9 protein-coding genes are annotated in these 9,603 nt (G+C 33.1%); 4 read left to right on the plus strand and 5 right to left on the minus strand.

All coding sequences use genetic code 11. From position 1 onward, the window contains the following. The first annotated feature begins 19 nt into the window (after window positions 1-19). Window positions 20-235 (plus strand): hypothetical protein, encoded by a 216-nt coding sequence (locus KTF99_RS01525; RefSeq protein ID WP_003536298.1) that lies wholly within the window; start codon window positions 20-22, stop codon window positions 233-235. Between the two features lie 45 nt (window positions 236-280). Here KTF99_RS01525 and KTF99_RS01530 read toward each other — a convergent pair whose 3' ends face one another. From KTF99_RS01530 to KTF99_RS01545, 4 genes are all read right to left on the minus strand, one after another. Further along, complete coding sequence (locus tag KTF99_RS01530; RefSeq protein ID WP_217215410.1) at window positions 281-1,138, minus strand: YitT family protein; 858 nt, start codon at window positions 1,136-1,138, stop codon at window positions 281-283. A 13-nt stretch (window positions 1,139-1,151) separates the two neighbouring features. Further along, the gene (gene prfB, locus KTF99_RS01535; RefSeq protein WP_003536296.1) at window positions 1,152-2,249 is read right to left on the minus strand and encodes a peptide chain release factor 2; all 1,098 of its coding nucleotides are present in this window, start codon (window positions 2,247-2,249) and stop codon (window positions 1,152-1,154) included. Continuing rightward, window positions 2,249-4,882, minus strand: a complete 2,634-nt coding sequence (secA, locus tag KTF99_RS01540; RefSeq protein WP_003536295.1) for a preprotein translocase subunit SecA — start codon at window positions 4,880-4,882, stop codon at window positions 2,249-2,251. Before secA ends, prfB begins: the two co-directional genes overlap by 1 nt. Before the next feature lie 99 nt (window positions 4,883-4,981). Then, window positions 4,982-5,179 carry a cold-shock protein gene (locus tag KTF99_RS01545; RefSeq protein ID WP_003536291.1) on the minus strand — a complete coding sequence of 66 codons (198 nt, stop codon included), beginning with the start codon at window positions 5,177-5,179 and terminating at the stop codon, window positions 4,982-4,984. Window positions 5,180-5,449: 270 nt separating this feature from the next. Here KTF99_RS01545 and KTF99_RS01550 point away from each other — a divergent pair, with 270 nt between their 5' ends. Next, on the plus strand, window positions 5,450-6,553 hold the full coding sequence (locus KTF99_RS01550) for a DEAD/DEAH box helicase (RefSeq protein ID WP_029480565.1): 1,104 nt from the start codon (window positions 5,450-5,452) through the stop codon (window positions 6,551-6,553). Then, the gene (locus tag KTF99_RS17495; RefSeq protein WP_008791358.1) at window positions 6,520-7,149 is read left to right on the plus strand and encodes a ComF family protein; all 630 of its coding nucleotides are present in this window, start codon (window positions 6,520-6,522) and stop codon (window positions 7,147-7,149) included. The genes KTF99_RS01550 and KTF99_RS17495 overlap by 34 nt, the downstream gene beginning before the upstream one ends. Window positions 7,150-7,322: 173 nt before the next feature. Here the strand turns inward: KTF99_RS17495 and KTF99_RS01560 are convergent, their stop codons facing one another. Then, window positions 7,323-7,778 carry a MarR family winged helix-turn-helix transcriptional regulator gene (locus KTF99_RS01560; protein WP_008791357.1) on the minus strand — a complete coding sequence of 152 codons (456 nt, stop codon included), beginning with the start codon at window positions 7,776-7,778 and terminating at the stop codon, window positions 7,323-7,325. Between the two features lie 125 nt (window positions 7,779-7,903). Here KTF99_RS01560 and KTF99_RS01565 point away from each other — a divergent pair, with 125 nt between their 5' ends. Beyond that, on the plus strand, window positions 7,904-9,463 hold the full coding sequence (locus KTF99_RS01565; protein ID WP_003536281.1) for a ClC family H(+)/Cl(-) exchange transporter: 1,560 nt from the start codon (window positions 7,904-7,906) through the stop codon (window positions 9,461-9,463). Window positions 9,464-9,603 lie beyond the last annotated feature (140 nt).

The following is a 9,603-nucleotide window of genomic DNA, read 5'->3' on the forward strand; positions in this document are numbered from 1 at the left end:
AAATTAAAGAGGTGACAGTATGAAAAAAGTGTGCCCGGTTTGTCAAACCACGCTTAAAACTAACTGCTTTATTAAGGATAATGGCATTTCTACACTTAGCTATTTAGAACTTATTATTAAAGATGATGATTTCAAAAAAACTAATTATGAATTGAAAAGCTGCTATTGTCCTAACTGCGGTCATGTTGAATTTTTTGTTGATTTAAATAATCCTGAAAAAAATAAAAATGATTGATCACAAAAAGTACAACAAAAAAAAGAAATCTTATGATTTCTTTTTTTATAAATCAATTGGTGGCAACGTGAAACCACGCCCCCTTACACTATGAGTAGCATTACTAATAATAAATGCAGTTGGAGCAATCGCTAAAATCATGTCATTTAATAAATGCAGCTCACGTTTCGACACAACAGCCATTACCGCATATTGATTTTTTTGATGATATCCAGTTGTAACATTTAATAATGTACAGCCACGATTAATATCCTCAAAAACAATTTTTCGGATTTCCTGCCATTTAGGAGAAATAACAGTTACTTGTACTTTAGTTTCCCCCAACATCATAACTTGATCCATCACAATCGTTGTAATAATCACTACTGTAATTCCATATAAAACCTGTTCAATTGTAATTGGACAAAAAATCACCTGAAAAAGCAAAATTGCACAGTCAAATATATTAATCAGCCAGGCAACTGAAAAGCCGGTTTTTTTATTAACAATCAATGGAGGAATGTCCATTCCCCCAGTACTGGCTCCAACTCTTAAAACTAGTCCTAACCCTAAGCCAATACATAATCCGGCATATAGAGTTGATAATAAAGCATCACTAGTAATCGTTGATAAAGCAGGTACGCGTTCTAAAATTGCTAAAAAAGTTGGATATAAAAATGTACTTAACAAGGTTCCAGCTGCAAACTTTTTACCAAAGTAAAAATAACCAACAACAAACATTACAATATTTATTGCATACACAGTATAGGAAATATTTATTCCTGTCAATGATTTGACAGCAATCCCGATACCTGAAGCACCACCTGTAATCAACCCAACCGGGGTAATAAAAGCACAGATTCCTAACGCTAAAATAAAATTACCGACAATAATAATCAGTGTTTCATAAATATGCTTCTTCACGATGTCGTCCTCCTTACAATGCTGATTTTAAATAGGCATATATAAATCCATCAAGATCCCCATCTAAAACAGCTTTGGGATTATTAGATTCATATCCACTACGATTATCTTTCACTAGCGAATACGGATGAAGTACATATGATCTAATTTGTGAACCCCATGCTATTTCTTTTTGCTCTCCTTTTAATTCTTTTAATTCACTAGCTTGTTTTTCCAGCATCAACTGATATAACTTGCTTTTTAACATTACCATTGCTTGTTCACGGTTTTGAATTTGACTTCGCTGGCTTTGACAGGTTACAACAATATTAGTAGGTAAATGTGTAATTCGAACTGCTGAATCAGTTTTGTTGATGTGTTGACCACCGGCTCCACTAGCTCGATAAGTATCTATTTTCAAGTCAGTACTTTGAATCTCAATTTCAATCTCGTTATTAAATTCGGGCATTACATCAACCGATGCGAACGAAGTATGACGGCGTTTTGCTGAATCAAAAGGTGATAAGCGCACTAAACGATGAACTCCCTTTTCTGCCTTTAAATGTCCATATACATTATCCCCTTTTATTAACATTGTAACCGATTTTATTCCTGCCACATCACCATCTAAATAATCTAAAACCTCGACTTTCCAGCCTTTATTAGCAGCATAACGTTGATACATCCTAAATAACATTTCTGCCCAGTCTTGACTCTCTGTTCCACCTGCTCCAGGATGAATTTCAACGATTGCGTTTAAATCGTCATGTTCACCAGACAATAACATCATTGTCTCAAATTTTGATAATTCTTTTTCAAAAACAGTATAATCACTTTCAAGAATTTCCTTAAATTCTTGATCCTCAGTATTCTTTACAAGCTCATATGTTTCATCTAAACTAGTTAATGTCGTTTCTAATAAATCATATTGATCAGTTGTTTTTTTCATCTTATTTAACTTATCATAAGTCACTTTAGCTTTATTAGCATCATCCCAAAATCCCTCTTGTAGTGTGATTACGGTGAGCCCCTCAATCTCTCGACGATATGCTTCAATATCAATTGATTGATAAAACTCCGTCATTAATAAATGGGCTTTAGTAAGCCCATTTTTAATTTCGTATAATTCCATTACTTAAATGTAAGTTCCATCTTTAGATGAGGGATAGTTTGTTCTACTTCACTACCAGGACGGATTCCCATATGGACAATATTACGAGAAATTGCATCTGCAATACTTGATGTCATTTGTTCAAACATGTAGAAAGCTTCTTCTGTATATTCAGCTAAAGGATCTTTTTGCGCATAAGCTCTTAAATAAATACCATTACGTAATTTAGTCATAGCATCAATATGATTGATCCAAGTATAGTCAATTACTCCTAAAAGAATACTTCTTTCATATTGTAATTTCTTTTCTGGCTCTAACTCTTTATTAAAACGACTAATATACTGATTGAAAACTAAATCCGTTAATGTTTCAATTAATTTTTGTGGATCTTTTTGTAATGCTTCACAGTTACTAGCTTCTACTTCAACTAATAACATATAGTTTTTAGCAACAAAATCAACAACTCCAGCAACATCTACAATATCATCTTTTCCATCATGTTTTGTAAATTGGCGGACAGTCATTTCTATTGCTTGATTAAACATTCCTTTAACGATAGCATCCAAATTTTCTTCAGACATAATATCATCACGCTCTTTATACATGATTTCACGTTGTTGACGCATTACATCATCATACTCAAGAATATGTTTACGAGAATCAAAGTTTTGACCTTCAACACGTTTTTGAGCACCTTCAATTGCTTTAGTAACCATTTTATTTTCAATTGCTTGATCATCTTCTAAATAATCTGTAAATGATTTTAATCTTTCTCCAGCGAAACGTTCCATTAAATCATCTTCAAATGATACATAGAAAACCGAATAACCAGGATCTCCTTGACGACCAGAACGTCCTCGCAACTGATTATCAATACGGCGAGATTCATGGCGTTCTGAACCAATTACTGCTAAACCGCCAATTTCAGCAACACCTTCACCTAATTTAATATCGGTACCGCGACCAGCCATGTTGGTGGCGATCGTTACCGCTCCACGTTGTCCAGCTTTTTCAATAATTTCAGCTTCTTTAGCATGATTTTTAGCGTTCAAAACGTTATGTCTTATTTTACGACGATCTAACATTTTTGATAATACTTCAGATGTTTCAACAGAAACAGTCCCAATCAAAATCGGTTGACCATATGAATTACGAGCTTCTACTTCTTCACATAAAGCTTTGAATTTATTAGCTCTAGTAGAATAAATCTTATCATTGCGATCATCACGAATAACTGGACGGTTAGTTGGAATCTCAATAACACGCATATTATAAATCAATCTAAATTCTTCTTCTTCAGTTTTAGCTGTTCCTGTCATCCCTGCTAATTTATTAAATAATCTAAAGAAATTTTGATAAGTAATTGTTGCTCTAGTTTCTGTTTCTTCTTTAATTGGAACACCTTCTTTAGCTTCGATTGCTTGATGTAATCCATCAGAATAAGCACGACCAGGCATAACACGACCTGTAAATTGGTCAATAATCATAATTTTTGCATTACGAATATCACGAGTACCATCTTCTGTAGCAACCATATATTCAACATCGCGAGTCATTGTATAGTTAGCTTTCAAAGCTTGATTAATATGATGCACTAATGCAGTATGTTGTGGGTCATATAGGTTATCCAACTTAAAACCTTTTTCAGCTTTAGCAATTCCATCAGGTGTTAAAGCAACCGTCTTACTTTCGATATCAACTTCATAATCTTTATCTTGTTTCAAAGATTTAACAAAACGGTCAGCTTGTAAATATAACGCTGCTGTATTTTTACGACCACCAGAAATAATTAATGGTGTTCTTGATTCATCGATTAAAATTGAATCGACCTCATCGACAAGGGCATAATTTAACCCTTTTACTAATACTTTATCCTCTAAACGAGTTACCATGTTATCTCTTAAATAATCAAATCCTAATTCGGCATTGGTTGTATACGTAACATCACACCCATGAGCTTCTTGTTTTTGTTCAGGTGTTAGCTCCCGTTTATTCAATCCAACTGTTAATCCCAAAAAGTTAAATACTTTGCCATTATTTACAGCATCACGTCCTGCTAAGTAATCATTAACAGTAACAACGTGAACACCATTACCAGTTAAAGCATTTAAATATACTGGAAAAATCGAAGTTAATGTTTTACCTTCACCAGTCTTCATCTCTGCAATATCACCTTCATGTAATGTGATACCGCCCATCAACTGTACTTTGAAAGCTTTTAGGCCTAATTGACGATAAGCAGCTTCACGAACTGTAGCATAGGCATCAATAATTATGTCATCAAGCGTTTTACCATTAGCTAGAGCCTCTTTGAAAATACTAGTTTGACCCGCTAATTCTTCATCACTCATCGCTGCATATTTTGATTCTAAAGCAATTACTTCGTCAGCCATTTTATCTAATTTTTTTAATTGTTTTCGTTCATCGTCAAAAACACCTTTAATTCTCCCAATAAAGCTTTTTTTTGTTGAATGTGGTGTTGTATTAAATGGAATTACTTCACCATTATAGATTCCTTGGAAATCTTCAACCTTTATATCTTCACCGGTTTGATCTTGCAAATCAACGATATTTGTTACTGCTTCAGGATTTAATCCCTCTTTTTCATTTTTCTTTTTTAACTCTTTTCTTATTTGCTCTTTTCTACTAGCCATGAAATACGCTCCTCTTTAATAGGTTTAGTCTACCGTATTATAACATTTAAATATATTATTTTAAAGTCCAAATTAAAAGACAAGGTTTTATCCCTTGTCTTAGATTTTAACAACATGTTTTGCTTGCATCCCACGGTCACTTTGATAAAGCTCAAATTCTACTAGTTCACCTTCATTTAAAGTCTTATACCCATCTTGAGTTATTTGACTATAATGAACAAATACATCTTTGCCTTCACCACGATCAATGAATCCAAAACCTTTTTCTGCGTTAAACCATTTCACTTTTCCTTGCATCTCATTCACCCCTTTAATAATATGGTCAATGTTAGTATATTATTATTGTTTTCAAAGATGAATTCATTTCACTCGACAAAGTTTGCCAATATAAGAATTTTGTTCTATTTTGATAGAACTGTTGTCGCGTCAAGTATAAATTCGGTAATCAAAGTCGATATATGCTCTATTTTCATTTAAAAAAAATAAAACTTTCTTGAAACAAATTTAGCATCAAGTTGAGACCCTTTTATTAGCATCTTGAGTTACAATATAAGTGGGTGATATAAGATGATTTGTCCACGATGTAAGAATCAAGATTCACAATATTTTTATACTTTCAAAAATATTACTTATTGCCGTAAGTGCGTTAAGATCGGTTCAACTTGTTTTTCTCCTTCACAATTACCTTCTATTATTAAGACAGTTGATTATCAGCTCGACTACGAATTAACACCATTACAAAATAATATTTCCAGACAATTACTTCAACGTTATCAGCAGCATCTCAACACTTCCCTTAAAGCGGTTTGTGGTGCCGGTAAAACAGAAATAACTTATGAGGTCATTAAATATGCACTAAACCAGGGGCAGCGAGTCTGCTTTACTACACCGCGAAAAGAACTAGTAATTGAATTAGCAAAGCGATTGCAAAGTCAATTCAAAAATATTTCAATAACTACTGTTTATGGCGGTCATAGTGAATTGGTAGATGGGCAATTTATTATTTGTACTACTCATCAGTTATATCGCTATCCCCAATATTTTGACTTATTAATTTTAGACGAATTGGATGCTTTCCCTTACGTAAATAACGAAGTCTTAATTGGTCTACTCCAAAACAGCATTAAAGGCAACTATATTTATATGTCTGCAACTCTAACCAATCAACCAGATTTATTAATGACCAAACGATATCATGGTTATCTTCTAGATGTTCCCAAGTGCTATCTAACTTCATCTTTGGTAATGTATCTTTGGGCAATTAAAAAAATTAGAGATTTTGTCAAAAAGAAAAAACCCGTACTTGTTTATGTTCCCACCATACAATTAACAGATACAGTTGCCCGCATCTTTAAACTGTTTAAACTTAAAAGTCATGCTATCAGCTCTAACACTAAAGATATTCAAAAATTTATAGAACGTCTTAGACATCATCAATTAGATGTTTTAGTTACAACGACTATTTTAGAGCGCGGCATCACCATCGATAATGTTCAAGTAATTATTTTATACGGCAATAATCGGATATATACAACTGCTACATTGATTCAAATATGTGGACGAGTAGGTCGTAAAACAGCACATCCCAGTGGAAGTATTAGTATTTTTACTCCATACAAGACCAGGGCAATTAAAGAGTGTCTCAAAACAATCAAGCAGGACAATGCTTAATCTGTTTTAATGATCTCAATAAATCACCTAGCTTATATCATCTTTATTATCATGCTACACTATGTTTTCATTGTCTTAACCAATTTTCAATCTATAATCGAACTCATGACTATCATGGTTACAAACTTACGATTTTATATTACTATAACGATTTCTTTAAACAATTGTTATTTCAATATAAAGGACAAGGTGATTATGCTTTAAAAGATGCTTTTTTGAATGCATATCCTCATTTTAAAACCAAATATCGGCGTCATCTCATCGCGCTTGTTCCCAGCAGCCAACAAGACGATCTAAGACGAGGTTTTAACCCAAATGAAATGATTGTAAGAAGTTTTAGTAATCATATTTTTACTGGTTTATACAAAAATTCCGCCTATAAACAGACCAGCCAAACTGATCGCAGTCAAGTAAGTCAGATTATCAAGATTAAAGATGGTCAGCGGTTATATAATCAAAATGTGATAATTTTTGATGATGTTATTACCTCAGGCAATACTATCATGACTTGTGCAAAAGTTATCAGTTCCTATCAGCCCAAAACAATTAGTATAATCGTTATGGCAAGTAATCAATTAGATAAATTATTTAAATAAATATTACACACTAAAACTTGTGTTTTACCACTAATAATATCGTTTTAAATAACCATTAAATATAGTGTAACGTAAATACTTTTCTACTTAAAGGGCAAGAATTTAATTTCTTGCCCTTTTATTCCTTATTTTTTAATCATATTTATCTTTAAGCAAAAAAAGTGGCTGCCCACTTATTTTTCTTCTAATGCCTTTTTATAATTATCCAAATCCAACTTAATCTTCTTTAACGTATTAAAGACCCAGTCAACTCGATCGTCAGGAATTGCTGATTTGTATAAATCTGCCAATTCATGATGGAACTGTTCATGAATAGCCAATGCTTCATGTCCCTTATCCGTTAACTTTAGATAATAAACTCGTTGGTCTTTACTTGATCTCTCTTTAACTAAAAAACCTTTTTCAACTATTTTCTTTACTGCTGTTGTCAATGTTCCCATCGTTACACTTAATGACTTAGCCACATTAGTCATTGAAGGAAATTCTACCTTATCCACTGCATCAAGGACATGAGTTTCACTCATCGATAATTCCTTAAATTTGCTCTTCTTGAGGTACAATTCTTGTATAACCATTGCTTCATTAAAAACATCAACTACTGTCTCGATTGCATCTGAGCGTTTGTCCATTCCTATCACCTCCTTAATTGTACAATATTTTGTCAATAATTGAAACATTTATTGTTTCTGCTTCAAAACAACCTTTGAATTTTACTACTAATCGTTCTATAATGTCCTAGGAATGGGGAGTAGATATGAAAAATAGATTAATTAAAACATTAAATATCAAAAGATTTAAATTAGTATTATTACTAGAAGGTTTGCTGGTCGGAATATTAGCGGGATTAGTAATTGTTGGATATCGAATTTGTTTAACTAATGGAGCTCTTTGGTTACAGCGAATTTTAGCCTATTGTAAACAATCAATATTCACAATAATTATCTGGTTTGTTATCCTATTTGTGATAGCACTAGTTGTCACAAAATTACTCGATTGGGAATCATTAATTTCTGGAAGCGGGATTCCACAGCTTGAAGGAGAATTGGCAGGTAAGATTGATGCCAAATGGTGGCGAGTTTTGATTGCTAAATTTTTTGGTGGTTTCTTAGCTAATTTTTCTGGTTTAGCCCTTGGTCGTGAAGGTCCTTCAATTCAATTAGGGGCAATGGTTGGTAAAGGAATTGGTAAAGTTTTAAAACGTGGTAAGACTGAGGAACGCTATTTACTTACTTGTGGTGCCAGTGCCGGATTAGCAGCTGCTTTTCATGCCCCGCTGGCAGGAGTAATGTTTGCCCTTGAAGAAGTACATAAACATTTTTCTGCCCCACTATTGATTTCAGTGATGACCTCATCAATTGCCGCCGATTATCTTATGAGTTCTATTTTAGGAATGGCTCCTGTATTTTCTTTCAATATTCATGGAACTCTGCCTACCCAATACTATTGGATGGTTATTATTTTAGGAATCATTTTAGGGCTGCTTGGCGCTTTTTATAATAAAGCCTTACTATTTGTTCAAAGCCTCTATAATCACTCAAAGCATTTAAATAACTATACTAAATTATTAATACCTTTTATTTTGGCAGGAATTTTAGGATTCACTGTTCCTCAGCTATTAGGTAGTGGCGATACTTTGGTCGACTTATTAATCGAAGGAAAATTAACAATGTCCTTAATTCTTCTTTTGCTGGCAGGGAAATTCTTATTTGCAATTACCTGCTTTGGCTCAGGAGCTCCAGGTGGAATTTTCTTCCCACTATTAGTAATTGGCTGTTTGATTGGTGGTGCTTTTGCTAATATCTCCGTCGATTACTTAGGTTTAGATCCTATTTATATTAATAATTTTATTCTACTGGCTATGGCTGGTTATTTTACTGCAATTGTAAGGGCTCCAGTGACAGGAATTATTCTGATTTTTGAAATGACAGGTTCTTTAAATCACCTCTTATCAATTGCTATTGTTACTATCGTTGCTTATGTTGTTGCCGATTTATTAAAATCTAAACCAATTTACGAAAGTTTGTTAGAAAATTTATTAAAGAAAAGAAGTCTTCCAACTCCACAGGGAGTTGGAGAAAAAGTATTATTAGATTTTATGATTTTACATAATTCTCCATTGGATAATCATTTAGTTAAAGAAATTCAATGGCCTAATCACTGCTTGATTGTTTCACTTAGACGTGATGGACAAGAATTCATTCCCCATGGTGACACTTATTTAAAAGCCAGTGATAGTATTATTGTCATGTGTGATAAAATAGATGAAAGCTATATTTATGATACTCTTTCAGCTCTAACAACTGAACAAATTTAATTAATAAAAGATAGTTATAAAATAAAGCGTGAAATCTAAATTAAATGATTTCACGCTAATTTACTATCTCTATTTTTTATTGTCCCAATAATATGACGTGCTACGATGATTCCATTTGCTCCTGCCTGAGCCAGCCCTCT

It is taken from the genome of Erysipelatoclostridium sp. MSK.7.34, assembly GCF_019041935.1.
Taxonomy (GTDB): Bacteria; Bacillota_I; Bacilli_A; order Erysipelotrichales; family Coprobacillaceae; genus Thomasclavelia; species Thomasclavelia ramosa.

What these genes read in the sequence shown, in the direction of transcription:
- KTF99_RS01545 (WP_003536291.1), bottom strand. Translation starts at nt 5,179, where the DNA reads ATGCAAGGAAAAGTGAAATGGTTTAACGCAGAAAAAGGTTTTGGATTC.
- KTF99_RS01550 (WP_029480565.1), top strand. Translation starts at nt 5,450, where the DNA reads ATGATTTGTCCACGATGTAAGAATCAAGATTCACAATATTTTTATACT.
- KTF99_RS01525 (WP_003536298.1), top strand. Translation starts at nt 20, where the DNA reads ATGAAAAAAGTGTGCCCGGTTTGTCAAACCACGCTTAAAACTAACTGC.
- KTF99_RS01560 (WP_008791357.1), bottom strand. Translation starts at nt 7,778, where the DNA reads ATGGACAAACGCTCAGATGCAATCGAGACAGTAGTTGATGTTTTTAAT.
- KTF99_RS01565 (WP_003536281.1), top strand. Translation starts at nt 7,904, where the DNA reads ATGAAAAATAGATTAATTAAAACATTAAATATCAAAAGATTTAAATTA.
- secA (WP_003536295.1), bottom strand. Translation starts at nt 4,882, where the DNA reads ATGGCTAGTAGAAAAGAGCAAATAAGAAAAGAGTTAAAAAAGAAAAAT.
- prfB (WP_003536296.1), bottom strand. Translation starts at nt 2,249, where the DNA reads ATGGAATTATACGAAATTAAAAATGGGCTTACTAAAGCCCATTTATTA.